The 26,208-nt window shown below is 64.4% G+C and carries 21 protein-coding genes and 1 pseudogene; 9 read left to right on the forward strand and 13 right to left on the reverse strand.

The features are described 5' to 3' along the window. Positions 1 to 1,199: 1,199 nt before the first annotated feature. Entirely contained in the window at positions 1,200 to 2,072 is an 873-nt protein-coding gene (locus WKC72_RS20465; RefSeq protein ID WP_112298424.1) for an LLM class F420-dependent oxidoreductase, read from the forward strand. A gap of 322 nt (positions 2,073 to 2,394) precedes the next feature. Continuing rightward, complete coding sequence (locus tag WKC72_RS20470) at positions 2,395 to 4,635, forward strand: NADP-dependent isocitrate dehydrogenase (protein ID WP_037231715.1); 2,241 nt, start codon at positions 2,395 to 2,397, stop codon at positions 4,633 to 4,635. 80 nt (positions 4,636 to 4,715) lie between these two features. Here WKC72_RS20470 and WKC72_RS20475 read toward each other — a convergent pair whose 3' ends face one another. Continuing rightward, on the reverse strand, positions 4,716 to 5,348 hold the full coding sequence (locus WKC72_RS20475; protein ID WP_370178709.1) for a hypothetical protein: 633 nt from the start codon (positions 5,346 to 5,348) through the stop codon (positions 4,716 to 4,718). A 399-nt stretch (positions 5,349 to 5,747) separates the two neighbouring features. Here WKC72_RS20475 and dapA point away from each other — a divergent pair, with 399 nt between their 5' ends. Next, positions 5,748 to 6,653, forward strand: a complete 906-nt coding sequence (gene dapA / locus WKC72_RS20480) for a 4-hydroxy-tetrahydrodipicolinate synthase (RefSeq protein WP_037231717.1) — start codon at positions 5,748 to 5,750, stop codon at positions 6,651 to 6,653. Positions 6,654 to 6,779: 126 nt separating this feature from the next. Here the strand turns inward: dapA and WKC72_RS20485 are convergent, their stop codons facing one another. Continuing rightward, positions 6,780 to 7,436, reverse strand: a complete 657-nt coding sequence (locus WKC72_RS20485) for a GyrI-like domain-containing protein (RefSeq protein ID WP_128638389.1) — start codon at positions 7,434 to 7,436, stop codon at positions 6,780 to 6,782. Positions 7,437 to 7,606: 170 nt separating this feature from the next. Then, positions 7,607 to 8,449, reverse strand: a complete 843-nt coding sequence (locus WKC72_RS20490) for a helix-turn-helix transcriptional regulator (RefSeq protein ID WP_370178712.1) — start codon at positions 8,447 to 8,449, stop codon at positions 7,607 to 7,609. A 200-nt stretch (positions 8,450 to 8,649) separates the two neighbouring features. Between WKC72_RS20490 and WKC72_RS20495 the strand changes: the two genes are divergently transcribed. Then, a complete protein-coding gene (locus WKC72_RS20495) occupies positions 8,650 to 9,672 on the forward strand; it encodes an aldo/keto reductase (RefSeq protein WP_370178714.1) in 1,023 nt (340 codons plus the stop codon). A 75-nt stretch (positions 9,673 to 9,747) separates the two neighbouring features. Here WKC72_RS20495 and WKC72_RS20500 read toward each other — a convergent pair whose 3' ends face one another. Next, a complete protein-coding gene (locus tag WKC72_RS20500; protein ID WP_370178716.1) occupies positions 9,748 to 10,452 on the reverse strand; it encodes a hypothetical protein in 705 nt (234 codons plus the stop codon). Between the two features lie 166 nt (positions 10,453 to 10,618). On the opposite strand from WKC72_RS20500, the pseudogene WKC72_RS20505 reads away from it, so the two are divergent. Then, a pseudogene (locus tag WKC72_RS20505) lies at positions 10,619 to 11,192 on the forward strand (dihydrofolate reductase family protein); the annotation flags it as partial. A 362-nt stretch (positions 11,193 to 11,554) separates the two neighbouring features. Here the strand turns inward: WKC72_RS20505 and WKC72_RS20510 are convergent. The 3 genes from WKC72_RS20510 to WKC72_RS20520 all read right to left on the reverse strand — a co-directional run bounded on the left by WKC72_RS20510 (position 11,555) and on the right by WKC72_RS20520 (position 14,253). Further along, the gene (locus tag WKC72_RS20510; protein ID WP_370178718.1) at positions 11,555 to 12,136 is read right to left on the reverse strand and encodes an NAD-dependent epimerase/dehydratase family protein; all 582 of its coding nucleotides are present in this window, start codon (positions 12,134 to 12,136) and stop codon (positions 11,555 to 11,557) included. A gap of 440 nt (positions 12,137 to 12,576) precedes the next feature. Further along, complete coding sequence (locus WKC72_RS20515; protein ID WP_370178720.1) at positions 12,577 to 13,593, reverse strand: MIP/aquaporin family protein; 1,017 nt, start codon at positions 13,591 to 13,593, stop codon at positions 12,577 to 12,579. A gap of 159 nt (positions 13,594 to 13,752) precedes the next feature. Next, positions 13,753 to 14,253 carry a carboxymuconolactone decarboxylase family protein gene (locus WKC72_RS20520; RefSeq protein ID WP_370178722.1) on the reverse strand — a complete coding sequence of 167 codons (501 nt, stop codon included), beginning with the start codon at positions 14,251 to 14,253 and terminating at the stop codon, positions 13,753 to 13,755. 47 nt (positions 14,254 to 14,300) lie between these two features. On the opposite strand from WKC72_RS20520, the gene WKC72_RS20525 reads away from it, so the two are divergent. Then, positions 14,301 to 15,740, forward strand: a complete 1,440-nt coding sequence (locus WKC72_RS20525) for a PLP-dependent aminotransferase family protein (RefSeq protein ID WP_370178724.1) — start codon at positions 14,301 to 14,303, stop codon at positions 15,738 to 15,740. 179 nt (positions 15,741 to 15,919) lie between these two features. Here WKC72_RS20525 and WKC72_RS20530 read toward each other — a convergent pair whose 3' ends face one another. The 6 genes from WKC72_RS20530 to WKC72_RS20555 all read right to left on the reverse strand — a co-directional run bounded on the left by WKC72_RS20530 (position 15,920) and on the right by WKC72_RS20555 (position 22,708). Then, on the reverse strand, positions 15,920 to 16,459 hold the full coding sequence (locus WKC72_RS20530; protein WP_268790321.1) for a TIGR00730 family Rossman fold protein: 540 nt from the start codon (positions 16,457 to 16,459) through the stop codon (positions 15,920 to 15,922). A gap of 1,081 nt (positions 16,460 to 17,540) precedes the next feature. After that, positions 17,541 to 18,371, reverse strand: a complete 831-nt coding sequence (locus WKC72_RS20535) for an aldo/keto reductase (RefSeq protein ID WP_037231728.1) — start codon at positions 18,369 to 18,371, stop codon at positions 17,541 to 17,543. 247 nt (positions 18,372 to 18,618) lie between these two features. Next, positions 18,619 to 19,053, reverse strand: a complete 435-nt coding sequence (locus WKC72_RS20540; RefSeq protein ID WP_370178727.1) for an SRPBCC family protein — start codon at positions 19,051 to 19,053, stop codon at positions 18,619 to 18,621. 24 nt (positions 19,054 to 19,077) lie between these two features. Beyond that, the gene (locus WKC72_RS20545; protein ID WP_128638395.1) at positions 19,078 to 20,085 is read right to left on the reverse strand and encodes an aldo/keto reductase; all 1,008 of its coding nucleotides are present in this window, start codon (positions 20,083 to 20,085) and stop codon (positions 19,078 to 19,080) included. Between the two features lie 231 nt (positions 20,086 to 20,316). Further along, entirely contained in the window at positions 20,317 to 21,303 is a 987-nt protein-coding gene (locus WKC72_RS20550) for a LacI family DNA-binding transcriptional regulator (protein WP_037231851.1), read from the reverse strand. A 31-nt stretch (positions 21,304 to 21,334) separates the two neighbouring features. Continuing rightward, the gene (locus tag WKC72_RS20555) at positions 21,335 to 22,708 is read right to left on the reverse strand and encodes an MFS transporter (protein ID WP_370178730.1); all 1,374 of its coding nucleotides are present in this window, start codon (positions 22,706 to 22,708) and stop codon (positions 21,335 to 21,337) included. Between the two features lie 346 nt (positions 22,709 to 23,054). On the opposite strand from WKC72_RS20555, the gene hisD reads away from it, so the two are divergent. The 3 genes from hisD to WKC72_RS20570 all read left to right on the forward strand — a co-directional run bounded on the left by hisD (position 23,055) and on the right by WKC72_RS20570 (position 26,207). Continuing rightward, entirely contained in the window at positions 23,055 to 24,401 is a 1,347-nt protein-coding gene (hisD, locus tag WKC72_RS20560; protein ID WP_128638396.1) for a histidinol dehydrogenase, read from the forward strand. Between the two features lie 10 nt (positions 24,402 to 24,411). Next, positions 24,412 to 25,158: an SDR family NAD(P)-dependent oxidoreductase gene (locus WKC72_RS20565; RefSeq protein ID WP_128638397.1), complete on the forward strand. Its 747-nt coding sequence runs from the start codon at positions 24,412 to 24,414 to the stop codon at positions 25,156 to 25,158. 83 nt (positions 25,159 to 25,241) lie between these two features. Beyond that, positions 25,242 to 26,207 carry a 3-hydroxyacyl-CoA dehydrogenase family protein gene (locus WKC72_RS20570; protein WP_370178733.1) on the forward strand — a complete coding sequence of 322 codons (966 nt, stop codon included), beginning with the start codon at positions 25,242 to 25,244 and terminating at the stop codon, positions 26,205 to 26,207. Position 26,208: the final 1 nt, after the last annotated feature.

Here is a 26,208-nt window from a genome sequence, read left to right on the forward strand (position 1 = left end):
GGGTAAAGGTGATTGCAGCGTGCTTCACCCAGTGACCTGGTGGGCCCTGGTGGCGCATCCCTGTGGTTCCAGAACTGACGGGCGGTACTGCACGATGCGCATGTGCGGGCGCGGCTTGTCGCTGTTCGGGGATTGATTGCGTAGTCCGTCTGTGATGTCCGGGTGCTCTCGGGTCCGGTGTGTCGTATGTGGATGCAAGGATGGGCGGTATGAGTTCGTTTGGAAGGCGACACCCGCTTCGGCGGGCGAGGGACGCGGTGCAGCAACCGCCGCCCCGGTCCGTCCTCATCCGGGGGTAGCGGGCCGGGGCGCATGAGCGCTGGAAGGCACCGCCTTGTCCCGTACCGATGCACATTCACCTGTCTGGGTTCGTCTTCGCCGTGGCGAACTCTCCGTTGAACCGCGGCACGCCGACAGCCACGAGGTCTGCGACCTCCCTGACCGGTTTCAGGGTGATCGGGCCTGGTTGCCCGCGACGAACTGCTTGTGGACCTTCGCGTACACGGGCACGGGGATCTGCTCGTGCTCGCTCTGCTACGACGGCGAGGGTCGTTCTCGTGACCTCCGTCGTGAGCGTCGCCGTACCGCTCGTCGCCTCGAGGAGGGGCGTCGCCGGTGGGATGCCCACGACACTACGGCTTTCGATGACATTGTTGTCCCGCATCGCAGGCGGGATTGGTGGAAGTGATCACCAGGCGCAGCCCGGGCGAGTGTTGGTCGATGACGCGCAGCGATTTCGAGTTCGTGATCGACGCGAGCTCGGCCGGTGCGGGCACGAGTGGCCACCGGCTCATCCATGATCGGCAGCGCCATGAAATCGCCTGCAGGTGGACGCCATTCGGGGTGCTGCAGAGGATCCTTGTGAACTTCGGAATGACGAAGACCCGGTTCCGGTACCGACTGGGTGCGGCGACGCTGCTGCGCGAGCGAATGATGAGCTGTCGCGCGGCACGCAGGACCCCGTGGCCGCGATCTGATTCGCGGGCCGGCCACTGGATAGGAGATCCAGATCGCCGACATCCGCGCAACTCGCTGCGCGAGTGCAAAATTGACCACGTCGGACACCTCGAACCGTCCGCAGGCATAGCTTCGTAACCCCACTCGGACTCGACACCGAGATCGTCTACCAGGCTGTCGGGCGGCCAAGGTGGTACTGACGATCCCTGGGTAGTTGTCGGCGACACGCATAACGTGGTGCTATGGAACTTGGACTGCACATCGCCGACTTCACCTTTCCGGACGGCCCGTCGACCCTCGCGCACGACTTGTCTCGCATTGCCGTCACCGCCGAGGACGTGGGTTTCCGCAAGATCAGCGTCATGGATCATCTCTGGCAGATCGAACCGGTGGGACCGATCGACACCGAGATGCTCGAGGCCTACACCACTCTCGGTTACCTCGCTGCCGTCACGAAGAAGGTGGACTTGCTGGCCTGGGTCACCGCCGCTGTCTACCGCGAGCCAGGCCTTCTCGCCAAGGCGGTGACCACGCTCGACGTCCTGTCCAAGGGACGTGCGTACCTGGGAATCGGCGCAGCCTGGAACGAGGATGAAAGTGTGGGACTCGGGCTCCACTTTCCGCCCACGGCCGAACGCTTCGAACGACTGGAGGAAACACTGCAGATCTGCCTCCAGATGTGGAGCGACAACGACGGACCGTTCGAGGGAACGCACTACCAACTCGGCCGCACGTTGAACGTGCCGCAGCCGCTGCGGCGCCCACACCCGCCTATCCTGATCGGCGGTGGGGGTGAGAAGAAGACGCTTCGGCTGGTCGCGCAGTACGCGCAGGCCTGCAACCTGTTCGGTGGACCCGAGGTCGCGCACAAGCTGGAGGTGTTGAAGAGCCACTGCGACGCTCTCGGAACCGACTACGACGCCATCGAAAAGACCGTGATGTTCCCACTCGACCCGGGTGCGGACGGACAGAACGTGGACCACCTTCTGGGGCAGCTCGAGGACTTGGCGAAGCTGGAGATCACCCACGTTCACGGATGGGTACCGCAAGTCGCGTCGATCACGCCCCTCGAGGTCTTGGGCGAGCGCGTCGTTCCGGTGATCGCGGATTGGTGATCCCTCCGACGTCCGGATCGCCGGATCCGGTCGTCCGCGGTAGCCCGCCAGGCCTCGGTGGAGTGAATGGTGGCGACGCTTCGGCGAGGCCGGTGGTGGACGGACTCTGGACGTTGAGGCGCGCAGCCTGGTCCCGGTGAACGCGACCGATGCGCACTTGACCGCGGAGTGTTCGCATGGTGAACCGAATGGTCGGAGTGAATCAAAATCGGGCGCTTGAATATGCTCTGATGATGTCGCACCTAACCTGGATTCGACGCGAGACCGATAGCCTCACGAGGAGCCTATCGACCTCGGAACGAACTGACGCGGGAGAACAACCATGAGCGCCGATAAGCATCCAACCATCATCTACACGCTGACCGACGAGGCGCCGTTACTCGCGACCTACGCCTTCCTGCCGATCGTCCGCACCTTCGCCGGTGCCGCGGGCATCGAGGTCGAGTCCAGCGACATCTCGGTACCGGCGCGGATCCTGGCCGAGTTCCCCGACCGCCTCACCGAAGAGCAGCGCGTCGCGGACAACTTGGCCGAGCTGGGTCGGTTGACGCAACTGCCCGAGACCAACATCATCAAGCTGCCGAACATCAGCGCGTCTGTGCCGCAGCTCCTGGCCGCCATCAAGGAACTGCAGGGCAAGGGCTACCAGATTCCGGACTTTCCGGAATCACCCAAGACCGACGAGGAACGCGATATCCGGCAGCGCTACGGCAGGATCCTCGGCAGTGCTGTCAACCCGGTCCTGCGTGAGGGCAACTCCGACCGCCGCGCACCCCGGGCGGTTAAGGAGTACGTTCGCAAGCACCCGCACAGCATGGGTGAGTGGTCGATGGCCTCGCGCAGCCACGTCGCGCACATGCGGCACGGCGACTTCTACCACGGCGAGAAGTCGATGACACTGGACCGGCAGCGCACGGTCCGGATGGAGTTGGTGACCGACGGCGGCGAGACGATCGTCCTCAAGGAGGGGCTGACCCTCGGCGAGGGCGACATCATGGACAGCATGTTCATGAGCAAGAAGGCCTTGCTCGACTTCTACGAGGAGCAGATGGAGGATGCGCGCAAGACGGGCGTGATGTTCTCCCTCCACGTCAAGGCGACGATGATGAAGGTGTCGCACCCCATCGTCTTCGGCCACGCGGTCAAGACCTTCTACAAGGACGCCTTCGCCAAGCACCAGAAGCTGTTCGACGAACTCGGCGTCAACGTCAACAACGGCCTCGTCGACCTCTACGACAAGATCGAGACACTGCCGAGCACGCAGCGCGAGGAGATTATTCAGGACCTGCACGACTGCCATGAGCACCGTCCCGAGTTGGCCATGGTCGACTCCGCCCGCGGCATCTCGAACTTCCATTCGCCCAGCGACGTCATAGTGGACGCCTCGATGCCCGCGATGATCCGCTCGGGCGGCATGATGTACGGCGCCGACGGGCGACTCAAGGACGCCAAGGCGGTGATGCCGGAATCCACCTTCGCGCGCATCTACCAGGAGATCATCAACTTCTGTAAAACCAACGGCGCGTTCGACCCGACGACCATGGGCACTGTCCCCAACGTCGGGCTCATGGCGCAGAAGGCTGAGGAGTACGGCTCGCACGACAAGACCTTCGAGATTCCGGAGGACGGCGACGCCAACTTCGTGGATGTCGAGACCGGTGAGGTGCTGCTCACCCAGCACGTCGAGGCTGGTGACATCTGGCGTATGTGCACCGTCAAGGACGCGCCGATCCGCGACTGGGTCAAGCTCGCGGTCACCCGGGCACGCAACTCCGGCATGCCGGTGCTGTTCTGGCTCGACCCGTACCGCCCGCACGAGAACGAGCTGATCAAGAAGGTCGAGCTGTACCTGCAGGATCATGACACCGAGGGCCTCGACATCCAGATCATGTCGCAGGTGCGCTCGATGCGCTACACGCTGGAGCGGCTGATCCGCGGCATGGACACCATCGCCGCGACCGGCAACATCCTGCGCGACTACCTCACCGACCTGTTCCCGATCCTGGAACTCGGCACCAGCGCCAAGATGCTGTCGATCGTGCCGCTGATGGCCGGCGGTGGCATGTACGAGACGGGCGCCGGTGGGTCGGCGCCCAAGCACGTCAAGCAGCTGGTGGAGGAGAATCACCTGCGATGGGATTCGCTTGGTGAGTTCCTGGCATTGGCCGTCAGCCTGGAAGATCTCGGCATCAAGACCGGCAACGAGCACGCCAAGATCCTGGCCAAGACGCTCGACGCGGCGACCGGCAAGCTGCTCGACGAGAACAAGAACCCGTCGCGCAAGACCGGCGAGCTCGACAACCGGGGCAGCCAGTTCTACCTCGCGTTGTACTGGGCACAGGAACTCGCCGCGCAGACCGAGGACAAGGAACTTGCGGAACGTTTCGCCACGCTTGCCGAGGCGTTGACCCAGAACGAGGAGACCATCGTGCGGGAGCTCATCGAGGTGCAGGGCTCGCCGGTTGACATCGGCGGCTACTACCAGCCGGACAGCGAGAAGGCCGACGCCGTGATGAGGCCGAGCAAGACTTTGAACACCACGCTGGCGGCCGCGCAACAGTGAGCCCGAACCACTGAACCTCCGGTTCGTGAACTGCGCCCGGGTCGAACACTGGTGCGGGGGAGGGACCTGGCCCTTGTGGGTCAGGTCCGCCCCTCCAGCGACCCTGTGACCGCCAGGTCGTCGAGCAGCCCCAAAAAGGCCCGGGCACAGGGGAGGTCGGCAGTGGCCCTCGCCACGGTCGGCCAGTCGACCTGCCCGCACAATGCGCGGGCGACCGGCAGCATCGGCACGAAATCACACCGATGAGAACCGAGATGACGGAGTTTGTCGATCATCAGATCGGTTCCACAGAGGACCGGTGCCCAGAGCTGCCCGATCCGCATCGTCTCGGCCCGCTCGAGGAGTCCCTCCCCGGGGCCGGTGGTACAGGCCGGATACAGCAGTGCGACCCGGAGATCACCGCCGACGAGCTCCCGTGACCCGAGCAGGGAGGGAACGATGGACCGGATCCCACCCGCAGCCAACGCGGCCCTTGCGCCGGTCAGGTGTTGGCCCGAGGCGATGATGGTCACCTGGTGCTCGGGTGGCGGTCCGCCGCGGGCGTACACGGCGCAGTCCCCGCCGACCGCGAACGGCACGTCGCCGGCCGAGAGGATGTTCACCGCCCGCCCCAGCGTCCGCATCACCTGGGCTTCGCGGTCCGCGACTATCCGGACGGTGGGGTAATCCTCCGCCCGCGGGGAACGATGGCGCAGCACGTGTTCGGTGGTCATGACCGGTGGGTACCCGGCATTGCGGACCTCAACCGTCCGATGGGTGATCTGGTTCCGCGGGGTGCGGCCACGGGCGGTTGATCGGAGTGTTCGGGTGTGTTGTGTTGTGGTGGTCGGGATCCGTTGCGGCGACGAACGGTCCAGCGGCGTCAATATCTCATTGGCTCTGCGCAATTCGGAGACGTCCTCGCGGCTCTGAGATCGGGACGGGTCGCGGAGGCACGAATGGGCCACTCGGTGCGGGTTCTCCTGGAGACTGATCAGTGATGACTGATCAGCTGCATGCAGACCTCGTAGAACGACTGGGCCGGGCTGTCGCCCGTGCAGCCATGGATGGTGACGAGTGAAACATCAGTCCCGTCAGGGTTGTCGCCGGTTAGTCGCGCATACACTGGGGCGATGACCGTTTCGTCAGCGCCGGTGGCTCCGTTCGGGCGCGTTCTTACCGCGATGGCTACGGCGTTCACCGTGGATGGCGAGATCGATGAGGAGGCGACTGCCCGGATCGCCATACATCTAGTCGATCACGGACACGACGGACTTGTCGTCTCGGGGACGACCGGTGAGGCGGCCACGACCACCACCGCCGAGGATGGTCGGATTCTGCGAGTGGTCAAGGACGCGGTGGGCGACCGCGCGAAGATCGTTGCCGGGGTGGGAACGAACGACACACGGCACACGCTGGAATTGGCGAGGCAGGCTGTCACGCACGGTGCCGACGGGCTGCTGCTGGTGACGCCGTACTACAACAAGCCGAGCCAGGGCGGTGTACTGCAGCACTTCCGGTACGTAGTGGATGCAGTCGATGCTCCTGTCATGGTCTACGACATTCCCGGCCGGGCCGGTACCAAGCTGGCACCGTCGACATTCGAGGCAATGGCGGATTGGCCGTCCGTGGTCGCAGTGAAGGATGCCGCTGGAGACCCCACTCAGGCGATCATGCTGCGCGAATTGGGCTTTGCGGTCTACTCGGGAGACGACAGCCTCACTCTGGGTTTCTTGGCGTATGGGGCGTGCGGAGTTGTCTCTGTTCTCGGTCACGTGGCAGGTGACGAGATCCGCACGATGATTGACGCATTCTTCGCGGGAGACGTCCACACCGCACGGGAAATCAATGCCCGTCTTCAGCCGGCCTTGCGTGCGGTCATGGGTGTCCCCAATTACGGCGCGACGACCGTAAAGGGGGCGCTGCAACTGCTCGGTGTGCTGCAGAACAGAACCGTGAGGTCCCCACTGCTTGCCCTCGACGACGGCGAGTACGAGGCACTACGGACGGGGCTGTTCGCTTCGGGGTTGCTGCACTGACAGTACTGAGCATCCCTCAGAGCCGCGACACCGACGTTTCCACCACCGACCTGGTCGACGGGTGCCGAACGAGTGCGCGACTACGCGAAGGCGCCGCCGTCCTTGGCGACGGACCCGCGGAGTGCATCACGTCTCGGTGTCGATCGTTAGCTGGTCGGAGCCGCGATTGGTGGTGATCGGCTGTCTGAGGAGTGTGCGTTGCTTCTCGGGCGCGATCTTGCGGAAGTCGTTGAGGTAGATCTCGTGATGCTTGCCGGACAACCGCAGTCCGTTGCTGGGGATGAACTCGTCATGCATTTGTGCAAGCACGACTGCTTCGTCGTCGAAGGAACCGGTGTGCAGTGTCTGCACACACCGCCCTTCGCTCAGCGCCTCGAGTCGGACGTCGTCGAGACGTGCCGGGCGGGTCTTGGCACCGGCCTTTTCGACAGCGGTGGTGAACATGGCCTCGTCGACCCAGTTCGGGGTCATGATCATCATTGTCCAGTCCCATCGCGACTTGTCCCGCACCGCGGTGAAGGAGTCCATGTCCTCGGCCCACCACAAGCCCTCCAGCGGAGGGACGACGTAGTCGCGGCCGAGGTCACGCTTGCTTGCGAACTTCAACTTGTACGCGAGGGGGTAGAGCGCTTCGACGGCGTCGCTGAACGCCGGTGAGGTGTTGGGGTCGCCGTGACCGTCGATCATCAGGTATTGCATGTCGGGCACGTCGACGATCCGGAACTCGCCTCGGGGAGCCTGGTAGGCATCGAGGGTTTTCTTGAAGTCGGGCTTGTCCGTCATAGGGCACCTGGACTCGCGTAGCGAGCCGCCACCTTTCTGCCTCCGAGAGGCCCGATAGATATGAGAACACCTCACGCGCCGGTTCCGGCGTCTTTGGTCTGGGTACCTCGCCGTCGTAGCGGACGAACAGCGGCATCGTCGGCAGATGTGGCGTTGTCTCGGGTGGCGTCTCAGCCACGGGTCAGGTCCTGCAAGCCCACCACGCGTAGCAGTTCGAGCCGCTCGTGGGATTCGCTGCCCGGGCGTGCGGTGTAGACGACCAGGCGCTGATCGTGCTCGGGGCTGAGGAGTACCTCGCAGTCCAGCTCCAGTGGGCCGACGGCTGGATGCAAGAAGCGCTTGGTGTCGGCGCGGCGTACGGCGACGTGGTGGGTGTCCCACAGGGCGGAGAATTCTTCACTCCTGGCGCGGAGTTCGCTGACGAGTTTCGCCAGCCGTGCGTCGTCCGGGCGCCGGGCGAGCGTGGCGCGCAAGTCCGCTACTGCCGTCCGGGCGGCGTTGTCGTGTTCTTCGACGGGGAAGAGCTCGCGCGCGGACGGGTCCGTGAAAAAGCGCCACACGACGTTGCGCTCCGCTGGGGGGCGGGCCGATGCGTCACCGGTGAGCGCTTTGGCCATGGCGTTCTGCGCAAGGATGTCGCCGCGATCGCTGACCACCTGAGCAGGGATGTCGACCAGACGGTCGAGGACGAGGAGGAGGCCGGGGCGAACGTGTTCGGTGGCAGGCCGGTCTCGCGAGGGCTCTTCACCGGCCAGATGGAAGAGGTGGTCGCGTTCATCGCTGGTCAGCCTCAGCGCACGGGCGACGGCAGCGAGCATCTGGCGAGACGGGTGTGAGCCCCTGGCCTGCTCCAGCCGCGTGTAGTGGTCGGCGAACATCCCTGCAAGCTGCGCCACCTCTTCGCGGCGCAAACCCGGGGTGCGGCGCCGAGTGCCCTGAGGCAGTCCCACGACGGCGGGCGTGAGTCGGGTCCGGCAGTGGCGAAGGAAATCGGCCAGCTCGGTTCTGTCCACGCCACCATCATGGCCCCGGGCAGCGGACGCAGCCAGGGACGGCGGGTCCCCGGATAGAGACGTCCTTCCGCCGTCATCCACATAGCCGCACTCTGGAAGCCAGAACCTCGAACCCGGCGAGTGCTGGCGCAGACCCGCCAGGGTGATCACCCAGAGCGCCGCCCAGGAACCGAATCACCCCACCAGGAAGGTGTGGACACATGCAGTACCGCACGCTCGGCCGAACAGGGATCAAGGTCAGCCCCTACGCGCTCGGCACCTTGATGTTCGCCACGTCCATCGGCAACCCCGACCCCGACGATTCGGCCCGCATCATCCATAAGGCCCTGGACGCGGGGATCAATTTCATCGATACCGCCGAAGCGTACGGAGACTCGGAAGAGATCGTGGGCCGGGCACTCGAGGGGCGTCGTGACGACGTAGTCCTCACGACCAAGGTGAGCCGCCCCATGGGGGACGACCCCAACCAGCAGGGCGCCTCGCGGCGCTGGATCGTGACCGCGGTCGAGAACTCGCTGCGCCGCCTGCAGACCGACCGCATCGACCTGTACCAGATCCAGCGACCGGACCCGACCACTGACATCGAGGAAACCCTGTCGGCGCTCACCGACCTGATCCGCAGCGGCAAGGTCCGTGCGATCGGAACGTCCACGATGCCCGCGTCCGACATCGTCGAGGCGCAGTGGGTCGCTGAGCGGTGTGGCCTGGAACGGTTCCGCACCGAGCAACCGCCCTACTCGCTGCTCAACCGGGCAATCGAACGCGAGGTGCTACCTGTCACACAGCGCTACGGAATGGGCACGCTGGTCTGGGGGCCCTTCGCGCAGGGGCTGCTCACCGGCCGCGTCCGCAAGGGGCAGCACAACGACCTGCGCCGTGCGAAAATCTTCACACACCTCGGCGACGCCCATCGCCTCGACGTCGTCGAGCAGCTCATCCCGCTCGCACAAGACGCGGGAATGCCGATGACACACCTCGCGATGGCGTTCACGATCGCTCACCCGGGGGTCACCAGCGCGATCATCGGGCCGCGCACGATGAGTCACCTCGACGACCTTCTCGCCGGCATCGATGTCGCACTCACCGATGACATCCTCGACCGGATCGACGAGATCGTCCCGCCCGGCACAGACGTCGGCAGGCTCGACCAGGCGTACGTGCCCCCCGCCATCCAGACCCCGAGTCTGCGTCGTCGACCCGTCGCTGAACGGAGCGCCGCCTGACCGCGTCGACCTCCACCCTCCGCAACGGCGCCGACGGAATCCCGGCTACGTCGGCTCGGCCGGTGTCGCGCGACCTCACAGTGTTGGCCGGTCCAGCGGCCGTGGCAACGGCTCGAGTGCCCCGGTGTCCCGTAGCCGGCCATATACGTGAACCACCGTGTCGATGTCGCCCGGCGCTGCGATGTGCAGCAGCACGCCGCTGCCCGGCATATCCTGGAGAACCGCCTCCAGGCCGTCAGGTACCAGGACTGCGCGGGCCGCGCACAGAAAGCCGAACCGGCCGACGACAGGATCGCCGACGGTGAATCCGGCGTCGTCTTCGAGGGCATCGAGAATGGCGTCGTCGCTGACGTCGCCGAAGTCCGGTTCCCACACCGACGCAAGCATCGCGAGCAGTTCAGATTCGGGTACGACCGCACCCTCGGGTGCGTCGACCGCCAAAACCAGTGACTGCAGCAGAAACTGCGGGGCGCCACCGGCCACGCCGGAGAGTTCGACCGCCCATCCGACCTCCCCGGAACATACCAACCGCAACCCGGTCCCCGTCAGATCCGACCACGCTTCCGCCCCCTGAGCGACCAGAAGAATCGCCGTCAGCTCGTCCGGCGTACAGGCGGTATCCGGTCCCGACGCGTGAACCTGCCGCCACTCGCCTCGCACCGGCGACGCAGCCCTCGGCAGCAGCTCCGTGACTTGCTCCAACGTCTGCCGCCACCGTCCCGCCAGCGTGTCGACCGGCTCCGGCCTCGGCCCCCAGAAGGCCCGTACGACGCGTCGCATTCGAATACGTCCTCCCTCGCGATCCCCCGTGGTCATCCGCGCGTCCTGTGATCACGGACTGCCGAAGTTGACGAGCTTACCTTCGAGCACCGTCCGTTCGCGCTCGTTGCCACCTCGGTGACAGTCCGCCGCGAGGTGCGTTCGTTGGAGCGGCGCACGATGAGTTCAGAGCCTCGAGAGTCCGTTCGGCCTCGACCCTGGCGAGATGTTCGCATGGGCCCGCGCCACGGCCAGCGGGCCCATGCGGACCGACCCGGGCGGAAGCCGCGGACTCGACGACTACTTCACCCGAGACTACGCACGCAACATCGGTGCCGAGATCATGGGCCGTAACAGATTCGGGCCCCACCGCGGGCCCTGGTACGACCTCGAATGGCGCGGCTGGTGGGGGGACGAGCCCCCGTTCCGCACTCCGGTGTTCGTCATGACCCACCACAAGCGTCCCTCCTTCACCCTCTCCGACACCACGTTCCACTTCGTCGACGGTGACCCGGCTGCCGTCCTCGAGCAGGCGCGTGAGGCCGCAGGGCAAGGACGTCCGACTCGGCGGCGGGGTCAGAACCATCCGACAGTTCCTCGACGCCGACCTCGTCGACACCATGCACGTGGCGGTCTCACCGGTGAAACTCGGATCCGGACTGCAACTCTGGGAGTCACCCGACGAACTACTCGACCGATTCCACCTCGAGGTCGTACCCAGCCCGAGCCGCGTAACCCACCACCTGTTCTGGCGAAGGTGACCCGCGGGAGTCAGAGGATGCGCCGGCTCGTCCACGACGAACAACCCATTGCCGACCTCGACCCCGAAGGGTTCGTCGACTGGTACCTGCCGCGCCCGGCCCGGTTCGCGCTTTGCCTCGACGACGATCAGTGGGAGCTGCGTCTGATCGTCGTGGACTGCCTGCAGTTGGTAAGGCTGACAGCGGGGGCCGCGGCGCGATCACCCGAGGCCTCGAGTTGCCGGCCAGGGGGCTCGAACTCGTGTCGTCATGGGTTCGCAGTTCAACCGATCCGTGGCCGACCCGAACATGATCGCCGCGACTTCTCCTCACTACCCCGAATTCACCACAGCGCGATGGTCAGCCGGACCCCGGTCGCGCGCTCAGTCGATGATGTCGACGACGCCCGTTGGCTCGCCCAGCGCCTCTACGGTTCGTTCGGCAGCTCGGTCGATGTGAACCCGCGGTGCCTCAGGTTGTTGCTGCTCGTTGTAGGTGCCGGGCCCGTAGAACTGTCCATAGCGCAATACAACGCCACCCTCGGCGAGAACGGAACGCTCCAATTCTGCGACCGCCTGAGCGTCGGGCCCATCAGGCAGTTGCCAGGCGACGCTTTGGGCCAGGATCTTCGGCGACCCGCTCCGCCGCGCGGCCTCGATCAGATTCTGGGTTCCCTCGGTTCGGATGCGAGCGTTCAGATCTGCGTGTTCACTGATCTGGGCCGCATCATCCGGCAGATCGGTCAGCTCGTTCAGCATGACGTCCGGCCTGAAGTCACGAACCGCCTGGATGACAGCCTCCCGGTCGAAGACATCACAAAGAACCGGTTCGGCACCGAGGTGGCTCAATAGCTCCGTTTTGCTGGGCGAGCGCGTCATGCCGCCGACTACGTGCCCCGCCTGAATCAACCGGGGAATCAGCCGTTGCCCAATCACGCCGGATGCGCCGGCAAGAAATATCTTCATGATTACTCCTGACTATATGAAACTGTAGGTAGAACTGAACCGCCGCTGCCAACCGCGGCACGATGTCATACGGGTACCTGCCCTTTCGGAAGCGCGGGCCTCTGTGCAGGCAGGAACACGATAGACAGCCGACCACTGCGGCCTTTAAGGGACGCAATGGCTCTGGGGAGAAATGCCGGGACAGATACTCCACTGGAACGGGTTGAACCTGGGACGTTCTGTTGGACCTCCCCGCTCGTGACCGAATGGGTTGGGGCCGACGCGGGGAGGGCCGATGGGGTTGTGAGGATGGTGAGGGAACGAGTTGTCGATCGACGACTGGTGGACCAATGCCGGATTGTCCAGAGCGTCTGCCGGATGTGCCGACGCGGCGCCGGCGCCGAACCCTCCGATGACAGTGACGGCCGCAACCGCGATCAGTGCACCACGAGCAAGACTCTTCATGTCAAACCCTTTTCTGAGTTGTTCCCGGCATCTGATGCCGAGAATGGAACGGGGCGAACGCGGATCGGTACGTCCCAGCTTGTGAGGTCAGTGGATGCGATGGATGAAGGACGTCCCGCACGAGGTCGGCGATCGCTTGACGATGCGTCTCCAACGCGAAATGGCCGGTGGCGAGCAGACGGATCTCCGCGTCGGGAACGGTCCCTGAACAGCTGCAGCTGAATCACTCGGCGATTGCGCAGGTCGGGGACGAAAGCAGTGGGGATCGTCACGAGCGCACGGCGTGTGCGGAACCGCCGGTTGAGTGCGTGGTCGACCGACGCCCCGAGAACCGCTCCCAGGACCGGTGCGACCAGATAAATCCATAGATCGGTCGTGCGCCCAGAGAGTGCAGCAGGACCGAACTGGCGGGCGGGGTTGATCGATCCCCCGCTGCGGGGACCGAGGAATGCGATGACCAGCCCGACTGACAGTCCGATGACGTACGGCAGCAGGCGTGCACAACCGGGACGGGTCAGGAAGAACCCGACGACAACGATCAGGGCCATCATCGAGCCCATCTCGGCGAGAAAGACGGACGCGGGCTGCCAGGTGGACGCGGCCCTGATTGCGGCGTAGTCGACAGGAGGGAACGAGACCGCACGCCCCCACACCAGGCGCGCGAGCCCCGTCCCCACCGCTGAACCCGCAAGCTGGGCGAGTATGTAGGGCGGAACACTTTGACCAGGGAAGGCGTTCATGAGCCACAAGGCAATGGTCACGGCGGGATTCAGGTGCCCGCCAGCGCGTCTGCCGGGTGGGCTGAACATCAGACTGGTGAGGATGATCCCGCTGACAACCCCGATGATGGCAAGTGCGACGTCCAGGTCGGCGATGTAGAGGGCGGAGCCCGGATCACGCAACCACCGGACGACAGTCACTGCGAGGAACAGCAGGACTGCGGTGAGCGCGAACTCGTCGGCGGCACGCGCCAGTGGCTGCCGGCGTGGATGAGTCGAAGCGGTACTCACCATGTTCTCCTAGTGTCGGTGTGCCGAAAGGGGATTCCGGACGTATCCGGGCGGCAGGTCCTGGCCGTTTTCGGACACGGTCCCGCCCGGATACCGGGATTCGGACGCGAGGCCCCTCCGCGAGGTCGCCGGTAGCCCTGTCGCGTTCGCTCGCTCGGTGAATTAGGAGTCCGGCGTGTAGTGACCGGGGACCAATCGGGTGGATACGCCGAAACGGTTCCACGTGTTGATCGTCGCGATCGCAACGATGAGTCGGGCCAGTTCGGTCTCGTCGAACTCGCTCGCGGCCTTCGCGTACACCTCGTCCGGGACGAATCCGTCCGTGAGTACGGTGATCGCCTCGGTCAGTTCGATCGCCGCGATCTCCTTCGCCGTGTAGAAGTGCCGCGACTCCGTCCATGCGTTGAGCTGGATGATGCGCTCCGCCGATTCTCCGGCGGCCAGCGCGTCCTTGCTGTGCATGTCCAGGCAGAAGGCGCAGTGGTTGATCTGGGACGCGCGGATCTTGACCAGGTTGAGCAACGTCGGTTCGACGCCCTGCCTCGCGGCCGTGTCGAGACGGATCATCGCTTTGTATGCCTCGGGTGCGAGCTTTGCCCAGTCCAGGCGGGGTGCGTGCTCGGGGAGAAATTTCGTGCTTTCGTGTACTTCGTTCATCGTCATGCCAGCAACGCTACGTCTCGAGTGGCACTGGAGTAGGGTCCATTTCTATGCCAGATCGTCATACCAATTCTGCGGGCTCGTCACCTTCCGGGGGCGGTGCCGACCTGCATGTGGAACTGAACGGACCCAAGCTGCGCGCCGGCCTCACGGACGCGCTGCGAGAGGCCGTGCGCACGGGGCGTCTGGCGCCTGGCACCCGGCTGCCGGCGTCCCGCTCGCTCGCCGCCGATCTTGGTATCTCACGCAATACCGTGACCGAGTCCTACGCGGAACTGGTCGCCGAGGGCTGGCTCAGTGCGCAGCAGGGTTCCGGGACATGGGTGGCCAGGCGGGCCGAGCCGCGCGCGGCCGCGCCCGCAGCTGCCCGTGTGAGGCCGACTCGGCGCCGTCCCATGTATGGACTTCTGCCGGGTTCGCCGGACCTCACGGACTTTCCGCGCATGCAGTGGCTCTCCGCGGCCCGCCGCGCTCTGACCGCGGCGCCGCACGAAGCGTTCGGCTATGGCGATGCCCTCGGCCGGATCGAGCTGCGCACCGCCCTGGCGGACTATCTGGCGCGGGCCCGTGGGGTGTACGCCGAGCCGGAGCGGGTCGTCATCTGTTCCGGTTTCCACCATGGTCTGACGCTGATGGCGCAGGCACTCAGGGCGCGGCGGGTGCAGGCGGTGGCCGTCGAGTCGTACGGCCTCGACCTCTATCGAGACCTGCTGACCGGTGCAGGACTTCGTACCCCGCCCCTCTATGTCGACGAACATGGTGTGCGCACCGACGATTTGGTGCGATTGCGAGGGATCGGCGCGGTTTTGATGACTCCGGCGCATCAGTATCCGACGGGGGTCGCGCTGAGCCCGGACCGGCGCACGGCGGCCATCGACTGGGCGCGTACCACCGGCGGGCTGATCTTGGAGGACGACTACGACGGGGAGTTCCGATACGACCGTCAGCCGGTGGGTGCTCTGCAGGGCCTCGACCGCGACCGGGTGGTGTATTTCGGCTCTGTGAGCAAGTCGCTGGCGCCGGGGCTGCGGCTCGGCTGGATGGTGCTACCAGAGGAACTCATCCCGGAGATCGTGACGGCCAAGGCAAACGGTGACTATATGTCGAGTGCGCTCGAGCAGCTGACGCTTGCGGAGTTCATCGCATCGGGCGCGTATGACCGTCATGTGCGTTCGATGCGGCTGCGTTACCGGCGCCGCCGTGACCAACTGGTCGCGGCCCTGGCACAGAGGGCCCCCGGCATCCGCGTGACGGGCATGGCCGCGGGGCTGCAAGCGGTCCTCGAACTCCCTCGCGGGACCGAGCGCACTGTCGTGGAGGCGGCGGCCCGGCAAGGCCTGGCGGTCAGCGGGATCGCGCAGTTCCGCTACGAAATGGCGGACACCGAGTGGCAGTTGCCCGAGCGCGACGGGTTGGTGGTCAACTACGCGGCACCCTCGGACAGTGTGTGGGGAGGCGCGCTGGACGCACTGTGCAGAGTGATGCCCTAGGCCAGGGCTGCCGTAGGCTTGATGCGGCTCGCGCAGTCTGTTCGCGCCCCAGGCACCAATGTTCCGATCCAGCGCCGAGTAGGGCCGGCGCAGTTCGATCGAAGTCTTCGTTGTTCGGTGACGGCCTCGACATGTTGGTCGAAGCGTCGTGCGATCGTGTTCGGTTCGGAACGGTCACCTCACCGCATCCCGACGGACGCCTCCAGGTGCGCGAGTGCGCCAGCGCCCTCGCTTGCGAGGAAGACCAGCTCCGCTAGGGGTACCGGCAAGAAACCTTCCTCCTCCATCCGCCGGAGCTGGAGTATCAACCCGTCGTAGAAGCCCACCGTGTTCAGCAGCGTCACCGGCTTGTCGAGCAGTCCGTGTTTCCTCAACTCCAGGATTTCTGTCGCCTCGTCCAGCGTGCCCAGGCCACCGGCCATCACCACCACCGCATCCGATCGGGCGAGCAGCAGCGCCTTGCGTTCGGCGAGATCCTTGGCGATCACCATTTCGTCGGCGTCCTTCCTTGCAAAGTCCCGGAGAAAGTCGACCGAGACCCCGACGAGCCGGCCTCCTGACTCGCGTACTCCGTCGGCGACCACCTTCATCAGCCCGGTGTCGGATCCGCCCCATACCAGGGTATGGCCGCCCTTTCCGATGAGTTCTGCGAACTCGCGGGCCGGCCGGGTATAGCGCTCGTCGAGGTCGGCGGAGGAGAGGAAGACGCAAATGTTCATGGTTGAACTATAAGACTCTGATAGAAGTGCGGCGATGCTCGATGCTGAAGCGTAAGGGGGCAACTGCGAACGGACCCTCACCGTGGCGACTGGGCGCCATCACGGTCGAGCATGTGCGTGTGGCCCGCCAGTGTTCATTCCGATCAGGCTTGTGCAAGCAGGTCGCCGCAGCCCCTTTCCGATGTCGGTGCGGTTGAATAGTGTTGCGCAGCAGTCGGGGTCGGTACGTACGCGTTTGGTGCCGGGTTGCGCCATGTGACGGCGAAAAGCGAATCATGCTGTGGAGGAGAGGATCTGCTCGAATGCGCGCTGGAGGCGAACATTGACGAGCGTCGGGGCTAGGAAACACGAGATAGCGGACCGTAACAGTGGGCTTCCCGTAACGCCTGCCGAACGGAAACGGTACTCACGGAGATCGGCCCGGTCGAGATCCAGGTCCCGCTTGACACTGATACTTCATCCGATTCGTAGATCGTCAAGAAACGACAGCGGAGGTTGACGGCGTCGACGAAATCATCCTGTCACTCTCGGAAAAAATCCTGACCACAGGGCTTGGGGAAGGTTCATCGACGCCGTCTTCCCCGTAAGCGGGGGACCCCATTAAGATCCGATACGGACAGGTGCCAACCGACCCGACTACGTCGCCACCGGCGTGAACACCTCAGGCGACCCCCGTAGTCGCCGTCGATGGCCTGGAAGTTCTGAATGTCGATCGCACCAAGCGCCGCCTCGCGCATTGGGACGAGACGTCGCGGGACCTGCTGCCGCCGACCCCCACGGCATGTCACCGAGGCCGCGGCCAAGGAGTGCTTTCCCGAGTCAGCGGCAGTTGGGGTCCGAAAGTATCCGGCGATCGTCCGGCGGTGGGAGAGAACGCCTGGTCTGGGTTCGTTCCATTCCTCGATCACGCCGATCCAGCGTCTGGATCCTCCCATGCAACAGCAGCGCATCGTCTCATTCGCTCCTGGATGACGGACACGAGCGCCGCGGGATCGACTGTCGCGAATCGATGTCGAGCGGAGCTACTTTCCGGGCATCGACCCGCGGTCGCCCAGCCTCTGGAGTGCCGTCATTTCTGCCATCAGTTCAATTCTGTGGGGTGCGGTCCGGTCCGGCCGTCCCGCTCCAGCGTATCGATCGCGGCGAGTTCGACGTCAGAGAGTTGAAAGCCGAAGATGTCGAAGTTCTCGGCGATCCGTGACGGGGTCACAGATTTTGGGATGATTACACGTCCTTGCTGGAGGTGCCACCGCAGCACGACCTGGGCGGGTGAGCGATCGTGCTTTGCGGCGAGGTCGGCGAGCAGGGGATCTTCGAGAATTTCCCCGTGAGCAAGTGGGCTCCAAGCCTCGGTGACGACCTCGTGGCGTCTATTTGCCGCCACGGTCGCGCGGTTCTGCAGTGCGGGGTGAAGTTCCACCTGATTCACGGCCGGCGGGATATTGCCGGAGGCGACGAGTCGGTCGATGTGTGCTGGCTCGAAGTTGGAGATGCCGATCGCACGAACCCGTCCGTCGGAGTGCAGCTTCTCGAAGGCCCGCCAGGTTTCGAGATAGAGATCGCGTCGTGGTGTCGGCCAGTGCACAAGGTAGAGATCGAGATACTCGAGGCCGAGCTTGTGGAGGCTCTGGTCGAATGCCTCGAGTGTACTGTCGTATCCCTGGTCGGCGTTCCACAGCTTAGTCGTGATGAACAGCTCGTTGCGAGGAAGACCGGACTCAGCGATTGCGCGTCCGACGCCCTGCTCGTTGTCGTAGATGGCAGCTGTATCGATGCTCCGGTATCCGACCTCGAGGGCTGTTGTCACTGCTGCGGTCGCCTGGTCGTCGGGTACCTGAAATACTCCGAAGCCAATTTGGGGCATCGTGATGCCGTTGTTCAAGGTGACCGTGGGGATGTGCTGATTTGCCATGGTGGTATGTCTTCCCGGTGTTGTGGATGGTTGAGGAGATCGGGGCTGGTGTGCACGGAGTGCGCCTCGGGAGCGGGTGAGGTAGCTGCTACGACAGCGCTTGACTACCGCAATCCTGGTCCGCTGGCCGGATACTGTGCCGAAGCCGTAGCCACACGTGAGGGACGAGGAGACGATTGCTGGAATCTGACTACTCGCCGGGATGTGAATGTCGCGAGCATGACGACGAGAGCTGCGATGGATCCGATCAGACTTGGGTGGTGTGCTCACTGTCACTGAGTGATTCGGCGAGAGCTATGAGCCCGTCCGCATAGATTCCGCGGAAGAGGGTGATGGCCTCATCGTCGCTGATGCCCACAGGAGTGAACTCACCGGACCATTCGATACGCGAACTGTTCTCGTCATTCTGGTGAACGGCGAGGGTGGACGTGTAGTTCGTGACGGGGAACGGTGCCTGGAGAATCGAGTATGTGTAGAAATGCCGGCTATTGTCGAATGCTTCGAGGCGTTCGATAACGGTCTCACCGTCCTGCGTGGTGAGTGTGCGCACTCGTCCACCTTCGCTGAGCTTGCTGAAGGGGATGAATGGCAGCCAGTCGGGCAGAGCGTCGAAGCCGCCAATCAGCTCCCAGACCTTGAAGTCGGGAACTGGCAGCTCGATGGATGTCGACGTGCGGGCCATGGTGGTTCTCCTTCGAAGGTGTTGTCAGCGGGGGAGGGGTGCGTTCGGGGCGATGAGTTCTTGTTCGCGAAGGTCTTCCCAGAAACGTTGCGGGACAGTCTCCGATACCGCGGCGATGTCTTCAGTGATTCGGCTGGGGCGGGTGGCGCCGGGAATGACGGCCGCGGTGGCGGGGTGCGCCAGGGCGAACTGGAGGGCGGCCGCTTTGATGCTGATTCCGTATTGCTCGGCGAGCGTCGTCATTCTGCGGACCTTCTCGACAATCTCCGTGGGGGCTTGCTGGTACTCGAAGTGGCTTCCGCCGGCGAGGATTCCCGAGCTGTACGGGCCACCGATGACGATGTCCACGCCCCGCTTCTGCGCGGTGGGCATCAGTCGTTGCAATGCACGCTCGTGATCGAGGAGTGTGTACCGACCGGCAAGCAGAAACGCATCTGGCTGTGGTTCATCCAGGTCGAGGGTGATCTCCAGCGGTTCGACTCGGTTGACTCCCAGCCCCCATGCTTTGATGACACCCTCCTCGCGGAGTCGGGTCAGGACACGGAAGGCGCCAGTGCGCGCGCTCTCGTACTGTTGCAGCCACTCGTCGCCGTAGAAATCTTGGGCGATGTCGTGGACCCAGACGATGTCGAGACGATCGGTCTTCAAGCGTCCGAGGCTGTCTTCGATCGAGCGCATTGTCGCGTCTGCGGTGTAGTCATTGACCATTCTGTTGGGTCGGCCGTGCTGGAACAGCCCACCTTTCTCGCCGAGTTGTCGGTCGTAGGGGTCCTCGATTTCATCGAAGATGACCCTTCCCACCTTCGTGCTCAGGACGAAGTCTTCACGGGGATGGTCCGCGAGGACCTCTCCCAGTCGGATCTCCGCGAGGCCGGCGCCGTAGAACGGCGCGGAGTCGAAATACCGGATGCCCTGGTCCCATGCCGCTTGGACGGTCGCTGAGGCCTCCGCGTCGGGAATGTCGCGGAACATGTTTCCCAGGGGGGCGGTTCCGAAGCCCAGGGGTGAGGAAAGAAGTGGAGAGATGCTCATGATGTGCTTTCTGATCTGACTGGCGGCTCGCTGAAGCCCGCACCTTGCATGTTCGACGATAGTTGCCTGAGCCGATAGTTGCAAGCGCGGTATAAAGGCGATCGGGACGGAATCGTGTCGACACCGAACGGGGCCGTGTCCACCACGGCGCGCCCAACTCGGATATCGCGCACCTGTTGACCGAGTCGGGGGCAGGGGCTACCGGAAAGCGTGTAGTTCTGTCCGGGGTACTCAGTCTCGTGTGCTGCCGCGGATGACCAGTTCGCAGGGGAACTCCACCGTCCTGAACGGGGCATCTGGCGTGGAGATGCGTTGCAGCAGGAGTTGTGCACCGACACGGGCCATTTCGCGACTGGGCTGGCGGACCGTGGTCAGGTCGAACAGGGACCACGATGCCATTTCGATGTCGTCGTAGCCGATGACCCAGCACTCCGACGATGTCCGGTTCGCCGTCTTCAGCGTGTCGAGTGCACCGAACGCCAGATAGTCGTTCGCGCAGAAGACTGCGTCGGGCTTGTTCTTCCGGGCGAGCAGGGTGCCCATCGTCGTTGCGCTGAACTCATGGGAGAAGTCCCCGTGGAACTGGTTGCGGGAGTGAACAGGGTGCCCGAGTTCACGCATTCGCGCGAGAAATCCTTTCGCGCGGTCGCGGGACGTGCTCGCCCGGTCGTCAGCTCCGATGAATGCGACCCGGGTACGGCCGTGGGCGACGAGGTATTCGGCGACAGCGGCGCCGCCGGAGTGGTTGCTGCTGGTGACCTTGTCGCAGTCGAGGCCATCGACGACTCGGTTGATCAACACGATGGGGCTTCGTTGTTGGACGGCCGCTTCGAGTTCGACGGATTCCTCGGTCGCAGTGGTGAATACGACCCCGTCAACTGCGCGTTCCCGGATCGCTTTCAGGGCGTCGTGGTGACTTCCACCGCCGGCGTTCCACACCACGACGCGCATTCCCGCGGTGTCCAATTCCTTGGTGAGTTCGTCGAGGATCTCGGAGTAGAACGGATTGGTCAGGTCGGCGACCACGACTCCGATGACGTTGCTTCGGCGCGTTTTCATCGCCTGCGCCCCGGCGTGTGGCACATATCCGAGGGTCTCCATCGCCTCGAGGACCTTTGCCCTCGTGGCGGGGGCGAGCCCTGGGTAGGACGACATGACCCGGGACACGGTGGCCTGGGATACCCCCGCAACGCGAGCTACGTCCCGACTCGTGACCATGTCGTCCTCCTCCACCCCTGTACAGCCCGGCCTACCTCCCCGTCGTGGGGTCGTGCTCCTCGCTCAATCCTCGGCGTAGCCGCACCAGCGGCGCCGTCTCCGGGGACCAGAGCGCACCAACGATTGTAATGATCGAGGTCAGCACCATGTATACGGCTACAAGCCAATAGCGGTCAAAGTTGGGACCGATGAGTGCGGTGGCGATGAGCGGCGCAAATCCGCCGGCCAGGACGGCAGCGACCTGCGGGCCGACCGAAGCGCCGGAGTAGCGCAGCTTCGGCTCGAACAGTTCCGTGAAGTACGCCGGTTCGACCGAGTAGCACAGGTCCCGGCCGACGTTGCAGGTCAGGATCAGCACCAGCAGCACTATCAGGAAGTCACCGGTTTGCACGCCCCAGAAGAACGGGAAGGCCATCAGCGCCATCGTCACTGCCCCGGCCAGCACTGTGTATCGGCGGCCCCACCGGTCGGAGATCCAACCCCAGAACGGGATGGTGAACAAGCCGAGGCCCGCCATGATCATCGTCGCGAGCAGGATGTCGTTCTTGCCGACCAGGATGGCGGGACCGTAGGCGAGCAGGAACGTGGTGTAGATGTAGTAGTTCGCGTTCTCCGCGAACCGCATCATGATCACCCGCGCGATGGTCAGCGGGCGGGTCTTGATGACCTTGACTACGGGCAGCTTCTCGATCTCACCCTTGGCCTTGATCTCCTCGAACACGGGCGATTCGGCGACCTTGCTGCGGATGTAGAACGACAACGCGATCAGCGCGAGCGACGACAGGAAGGGGATCCGCCAGCCCCAGGCCTCGAACGCTTCGTCCGGCAGCAGCCCGACGACGAGGAAGAAGGCGCCGTTGGCGAGCAGGGTTCCGGCCGGTACACCGATCTGCGGCCAGGAGCCGAAGAATCCGCGACGTTTCGCGGGCGCGTACTCGGTCGCCATCAGTGCGGCACCGCCCCATTCGCCGCCGACTCCGAGTCCCTGCACGATCCGCAGCAACACCAGAATGATCGGTGCCGCGATACCGATCGCCGCGAAGTTCGGCAGGCAGCCGATCATGAATGTTCCGAAGCCCATGAGACCGAGAGTCATCATGAGCATCTTCTTGCGCCCGATTCGATCACCGAAGTGCGCGAAGATGACCCCGCCGATGGGCCGGGCGGCGAAGCCGATCGCATAGGTGCTGAAGGACAACAGGATTCCCATGAAGGGATCGACGTTCGGGAAGAACTGGCCGTTGAGGACGATCGCCGCGGCCACCCCGTACACGTAGAAGTCGTACCACTCGATGCACGAGCCCAGCACCGACGACACCGTCGCCCGTCGGCGCATGGCGGGATCGACCGCCGGGGCTGAAGTCGTTTGGCTCTGCGGTGGGTCTGTCGACGCGTCGACACTCATGTGCGCTCCAATTCTCGAGGGGGTAGAGGGTGGCGCAGGTTACATATGACCGCGCTACGACGGACGAGTGTATACGTAGTCATCGAGTTTTCCGAGGGGTTTCCAAAACTTTCTGAATACGTACCCAAACTCTCTTACCTGCGAGGAAGTCGAGATTGTTCCCAGGTTACGAGGCGGTGCAGGTGAACCTCGGGGCGGCAATCCTGTACGCACTGCCTGGTGCGTTGCACGGTTGAATGAATACGTATACAGTGCTGGCACGTGACCGGGACCACATGTCCTGCGTCAACTGGATTCGACACGGCGGGCAATCTGTTCGCCATTCACGCTATGGAGGAGTCTTCCCATGACGATTACCGCAGATCACAGGTCTGGAATCCGCACCGTGGACCTCAAGGTGCCCCAACGGGAGAGCGTCGAGCGGGGGAGTACCTCGTCGGTGCGTTCGACCGTGGAGGACGTCATCGCGGACATCCGCCAGCGCGGCGACGCCGCGGTGCGCGAGTACTCGGAGAAGTTCGACAACTACTCGGCGGACAGCTACCTGCTCAGTTCCGAGCAGCTCGACGAGATCGTCGCCCGGGTGCCGCGTCAGGTGATCGAGGACATCACCTTCGTGCAGGAGCAGGTTCGGGTGATGGCGCAGAAGCAGCTCGAGTCCCTGACAGATTTCGAGATCGAAACGCTCCCAGGTGTCTTCCTCGGGCAGAAGAACGTTCCCATTCGAGCGGCCGGCGCCTACATTCCCGGTGGCAAGTACCCGCTGCTGGCAAGCGCGCACATGACGATCATCACCGCCAAGGTGGCCGGGGTCGAGCGGGTGGCGGCGTGCACCCCGCTCATTCGTGGTGAAGTCCCGGACGCGACGATCGCAGCGATGCGGCTGGCCGGCGCCGATGAGATCTACCTGCTCGGCGGTATTCAGGCGGTGGCCGCTCTGGCCGTCGGCACCGAGACCATCCGCCCGGTCAATATGCTCGCCGGTCCCGGTAACGCCTTCGTTGCCGAGGCCAAGCGTCAGCTGTTCGGCGAGGTCGGCATCGACCTTTTCGCCGGCCCGACCGAGGTGCTCATCGTCGCCGACGAGCACGCCGACCCGTTCATCGTCGCCGTGGACCTGCTCTCGCAGGCCGAACACGGCCCGGACTCACCCGCGGTCCTGATCACCACCAGCGAGGAACTCGGCCGCGCCGTGATCGAGCACATCGACACCATTCTGGTCGACATGCCCACGCGCGACTTCGCCGAGGCGGCATGGCGGGACTGGGGCGAGGTCCGGGTCGTCGAGGATCTGGATCAGGCGTACGCGCTGGCTGACGAGTACGCCTCCGAGCACGTGCAGATTCTCACCCGGAACCCGCGCGAGGCGCTCGAGAAGATGCACGACTACGGTGCCCTCTTCCTCGGAGAAGGAACCTGTGTTTCCTATGGAGACAAGGTCATCGGCACCAACCACGTGCTCCCTACGCGTGGGGCGGCCCGCTACACCGGTGGTCTCTGGGTCGGTAAGTACCTGCGCACGGTGACCTACCAGGAGGTGACCAACCCCGAGTCGAGCGCATTCTTCGGTGAACTGTGCGGTCGCGCGGCCCGCGTGGAGTACTTCGAGGGCCACGCCCGATCCGGCGACGTCCGCGCCGCCAAGTATCGCGGAGAGGCGCTCTCCTGGTCCGACCACCGCTTCACCGAATAGGGGAATCGTCATGACCACCTTCGATTTGAAGGGCAAAACTGCCCTCGTCACCGGGGCTGGTCGGGGCCTCGGCAAGGCCATCGCTGATGGTCTTGCCGAGGCCGGCGCGGTGGTCTACGGCACCACCCGCAGCCGTGAGACCGCCGAATCGGTCTCCGCCCGCTACGGCACCCCTGCGGTGGCACTCGAGATGACCGACACAGCCTCGATTCGGCGTGGTGTCGCGGAACTCCTCGATGCCAGCGGCGGCATCGATCTGCTCGTCAACAACGCCGGCATCAACATCCCCAAACCCGCCATCGAGATCACCGACGAGGACTGGGACTCGGTCCTGGACACGAACCTGCGCGGCAGCTTCTTCCTCACCACCGAATTCGCCACATCATGGCTCGCGTCCTCGACCCCCGCGGCGGTGGTCAACATCGCCTCCCAGGCCGGGCTGGTCGCCATCGAGGAACGAGCCGCCTACGGCACCAGCAAGGCCGCTCTCATCCACTTGACGAAAGTGCTTGCGCTGGAATGGGCGTCGAGCGGAATCCGGGTCAATGCGGTGGCACCGACCTTCGTTCGCACCGACCTGACCGAGTCGACCCTCAGTCGCCCGGACTGGGCCGCAGAGCTCCAGTCACGGATCCCCATGGGGCGCTTCGGGGAGCCCGAAGACATCGTCGGCGCGGTCATCTTCCTTCTCAGCGACGCTGCCTCACTCGTCACCGGCCACACCATCGCGATCGACGGCGGCTACACCATCCGATAACCGCGCCCCGCCGGCAACCTACGTCGCACTCTCCAGGCGAACCCCGCCGCTCCTCCCGGAGTCCGAACTCGAAAGTAGAAGTGATGGCCAATCTAGACACGATCTCACGCACCAGTGTCGTGGGGTCCGGGTACATGGGCGGAGGAATAGCACACGTTCTCGCCTTGGCGGGATATCCCGTCGCCCTTGCCGATGTCGACGCTGCGACCGCCGAGAAATCACGAGATCGCCTGATCACCCAGGCGGCGCAATACGAATCTCTCGGCCTGCTCCCGGCCGACGCTGCCGCCGCGATTGCGGACAAACTGAGTGCGGCACCGTCGATCGAGCACGCAGTCTCCGACGCCGACTACATCACCGAAGCGGTGCCCGAGATCGTCGACGTCAAGCTGGAAACTCTGCGCCGGATATCGGGATCTGCGCGACCGGAGGCGATCATCGGCACCAACACCTCCGCGATACCCATCGACGAACTCGCCAAGGAAGTCCACGAACCGTCCCGCTTCCTCGGCGTGCACTGGATGAATCCGGCCACGTTCATCCCCGGTGTCGAGCTGATCGCCAGTACCTACACCGATACCGAGACAGTCGATGTCGCCGAACTGTTCGTTCGATCCCTCGGGAAGATCACCGCCCGGGTTGCCGATGCTCCCGGCTTCGTCGCCAACCGTCTGCAGTTCGCGCTCTACAAAGAGGCAATGGCGATCGTCGAGGAGGGAACTGCGACACCGGAGCAGGTCGACGCGGTCGTCAGCAACACCTTCGGCTTCCGCCTCGCCCTCTTCGGGCCCTTCGCGATCGGCGACATGGCTGGACTCGACATCTACAAAGGTGCCTACGAAACCCTCGAGCAGGCCTTCGGGGAGAGGTTCGCCGTCCCTGAACTTCTCACGACCCTGGTCGAGCAGGGCCGGCTCGGCGTCAAATCGGGTCGCGGTCTGCTCGACATCGCCGAATCGGACAAGGACGCACTCCTCGCATACCGGGACAATGCGTACGGACGCCTGTCCGCGCTGCGGGCCGACCTCGGACCAGCGCCCGGACTGTAAC

It is taken from the genome of Rhodococcus wratislaviensis, from assembly GCF_041228765.1.
Taxonomy (GTDB): domain Bacteria; phylum Actinomycetota; class Actinomycetes; order Mycobacteriales; family Mycobacteriaceae; genus Rhodococcus_F; species Rhodococcus_F wratislaviensis.

Bases quoted from the DNA above. Each gene is read 5' to 3' on its own strand.
- WKC72_RS20465 (WP_112298424.1), top strand. From the start codon at position 1,200: ATGGAACTTGGACTGCACATCGCCGACTTCACCTTTCCGGACGGCCCG.
- WKC72_RS20470 (WP_037231715.1), top strand. From the start codon at position 2,395: ATGAGCGCCGATAAGCATCCAACCATCATCTACACGCTGACCGACGAG.
- WKC72_RS20475 (WP_370178709.1), bottom strand. From the start codon at position 5,348: ATGACCACCGAACACGTGCTGCGCCATCGTTCCCCGCGGGCGGAGGAT.
- dapA (WP_037231717.1), top strand. From the start codon at position 5,748: ATGACCGTTTCGTCAGCGCCGGTGGCTCCGTTCGGGCGCGTTCTTACC.
- WKC72_RS20485 (WP_128638389.1), bottom strand. From the start codon at position 7,436: ATGACGGACAAGCCCGACTTCAAGAAAACCCTCGATGCCTACCAGGCT.
- WKC72_RS20495 (WP_370178714.1), top strand. From the start codon at position 8,650: ATGCAGTACCGCACGCTCGGCCGAACAGGGATCAAGGTCAGCCCCTAC.
- WKC72_RS20500 (WP_370178716.1), bottom strand. From the start codon at position 10,452: ATGCGACGCGTCGTACGGGCCTTCTGGGGGCCGAGGCCGGAGCCGGTC.
- WKC72_RS20510 (WP_370178718.1), bottom strand. From the start codon at position 12,136: ATGAAGATATTTCTTGCCGGCGCATCCGGCGTGATTGGGCAACGGCTG.
- WKC72_RS20515 (WP_370178720.1), bottom strand. From the start codon at position 13,593: ATGGTGAGTACCGCTTCGACTCATCCACGCCGGCAGCCACTGGCGCGT.
- WKC72_RS20520 (WP_370178722.1), bottom strand. From the start codon at position 14,253: ATGACGATGAACGAAGTACACGAAAGCACGAAATTTCTCCCCGAGCAC.
- WKC72_RS20525 (WP_370178724.1), top strand. From the start codon at position 14,301: ATGCCAGATCGTCATACCAATTCTGCGGGCTCGTCACCTTCCGGGGGC.
- WKC72_RS20530 (WP_268790321.1), bottom strand. From the start codon at position 16,459: ATGAACATTTGCGTCTTCCTCTCCTCCGCCGACCTCGACGAGCGCTAT.
- WKC72_RS20535 (WP_037231728.1), bottom strand. From the start codon at position 18,371: ATGGCAAATCAGCACATCCCCACGGTCACCTTGAACAACGGCATCACG.
- WKC72_RS20540 (WP_370178727.1), bottom strand. From the start codon at position 19,053: ATGGCCCGCACGTCGACATCCATCGAGCTGCCAGTTCCCGACTTCAAG.
- WKC72_RS20545 (WP_128638395.1), bottom strand. From the start codon at position 20,085: ATGAGCATCTCTCCACTTCTTTCCTCACCCCTGGGCTTCGGAACCGCC.
- WKC72_RS20550 (WP_037231851.1), bottom strand. From the start codon at position 21,303: ATGGTCACGAGTCGGGACGTAGCTCGCGTTGCGGGGGTATCCCAGGCC.
- WKC72_RS20555 (WP_370178730.1), bottom strand. From the start codon at position 22,708: ATGAGTGTCGACGCGTCGACAGACCCACCGCAGAGCCAAACGACTTCA.
- hisD (WP_128638396.1), top strand. From the start codon at position 23,055: ATGACGATTACCGCAGATCACAGGTCTGGAATCCGCACCGTGGACCTC.
- WKC72_RS20565 (WP_128638397.1), top strand. From the start codon at position 24,412: ATGACCACCTTCGATTTGAAGGGCAAAACTGCCCTCGTCACCGGGGCT.
- WKC72_RS20570 (WP_370178733.1), top strand. From the start codon at position 25,242: ATGGCCAATCTAGACACGATCTCACGCACCAGTGTCGTGGGGTCCGGG.